This window comes from Streptomyces sp. WELS2 (assembly GCF_013870595.1).
GTDB lineage: Bacteria > Actinomycetota > Actinomycetes > Streptomycetales > Streptomycetaceae > Streptomyces.
Genome location: NZ_JACBWZ010001042.1, coordinates 1 through 1,934 on the forward strand (window position 1 = coordinate 1; position 1,934 = coordinate 1,934).

Sequence of the window (1,934 nt, forward strand, 5' to 3'; positions counted from 1 at the left end):
CACTCGCCACCGCGGGCGGCCCCTTCGACACGACGTCCCGCAGCGTCGACGTCCGCCGCGCCGACTCCACGAGGCGACAAGGGGGCCGGACCCCGGCCGGGGTCGCTCTCTTCGTCTGGCGGCTCAAGCCGCAGGCGCTCACCACGTCACCGGCCTACTGCGTCGACCGCGCCCGCAACCTCTACACCTTCTCCATCCTCGGCAACGACACCCCGCTGCTCACCCGCCCGGTGCCCGAACCCTCGCCCGCGCACATCGCCGCCGTGGACAACATGCCCGCGTTCATCACCCGCCGGCTGCTGCACGACCGGCTCGCCGACTACTACGGCCCCGGCAAGAGCCTGTGCATCCGGCGTGACGGCGAGGACCGGCCCGTACCGCCGGCGGACATCGTCGTCGCCGACCTGTCCGACTGGCGCTACCGACCCGGGCGCGGGCAGATCGCCGTCGACCCGGAGCTCGGCCGGATCGCGTTCGGCGCCCGCCGCGCGCCCCGCCAGGGCGTCTGGGTCGACTACCACCACGCCTTCGCCGCCGACATGGGCGGCGGCCAGTACGAGCGCCCGGACCGCGCGGCCCGCCCCGACGCCGACCTCTACCGGGTCGGCCCCGGCGGCCCGTACCGGCGGATCATGGACGCCTACCGGGCCTGGCAGGACCACCGCGGCCCCGGCCGGACCGGCATCATCGAGATCACCCACAGCGGCGCCTACCAGGAGCAGCTCGACTTCGACCTCGGCCCCGGCGACCGCCTCGAACTGCGCGCCGCCGAGGGCACCCGGCCGGTGATCCGGCTCCTCGACTGGTACAGCAACCGCCCCGACGCTCTCAACATCCGGGCCGCGGAAGCCGATTGCGCCCCGCACGAACGGCCGAGCATCGTCCTGGACGGACTCCTCGTCGCCGGGCGCGGCATCAACGTCACCGGCCCGGTCGGCGCCGTGGTCGTCCGGCACTCCACGCTCGTGCCCGGCTGGTCGCTGGAGCCCGAGTGCGCGCCGCACTCGCCCGACGAACCCAGCGTCGTCCTCGAACGCACCACCGCCTGCCTCCGGATCGAGCACAGCGTCCTCGGCACCATCGAGGTCATCGGCGACGAGGTGAGCCAGGACCCCCTCGAGATCCAGCTGTGCGACAGCGTCCTCGACGCCACCGGCGACGACCGCGCGGCCCTGTCCGCCCCCGACTGCCGCCACGCGCACGCCGTGCTGCACCTGCGCCGCACCACCGTCATCGGCGAAGTGCACACCCACGCCGTCGAGTTCGCAGAGAACTCCGTGTTCACCGGCCGGCTGCGCGTGGCCCGGCGCGGCATCGGCTGTCTGCGCCACTGCTATGTGCCGCCCGGCTCGCGCACCCCGCGTCGCCATCGCTGCCAGCCCGACCTCGTCGGCACCGAACAGGCGGAAACCGTCCGGCCGTTGTTCGTGTCCACGCGCTACGGCACGCCCTGGTACGGGCAGTTGGCCGACCAGGGCCCCGAACAGATCCGGCGCGGCGCCGACGACGGCGGTGAACCCGGCGCGTTCCACGACCTGTACCGCCCCCAGCGGGAGGACGCGCTCAGGGCGCGGATCGCCGAGTACACACCCGCGATCGCGGACGCCGGGATCTTCTTCGTGACATGAGCGGTGCCGCCGTACGACCCACCCGCAGACTTCCGAACCAGGGGGACTCCCTTCATGCACGCCGACCTCTCCCGCGCCACCTTCCGCCCGGAGCGGCACTACTCCGCGGTCCTCGCCCAGCAGGGCCGGGTGCAGCTGGACGCCGACCTCAACGAACAGACCGCCATCCAGCTCCACCAGGCCCGCACCCTCGCGGCCGACCTCATCGGCCGGCACGGCGGACCCGCCGGCGCCTGCGGCTTCCGCATCGAGTACGTGGGCGGCAAGCACGACATCGACACCCTGTACATCCACGGCGGCCGGTAC

2 protein-coding genes are annotated in these 1,934 nt (G+C 73.5%); both read left to right on the plus strand.

The window, feature by feature from the left end; translation table 11 throughout:
* Window positions 1–1,628, plus strand: a 1,628-nt coding sequence (locus H5J33_RS33345; RefSeq protein WP_181798434.1) for a hypothetical protein, incomplete at its 5' end; no start/stop codon positions are given.
* Between the two features lie 54 nt (window positions 1,629–1,682).
* Window positions 1,683–1,934: DUF6519 domain-containing protein (locus tag H5J33_RS33350; RefSeq protein ID WP_258565582.1), on the plus strand; the 252-nt coding region annotated here is incomplete at its 3' end.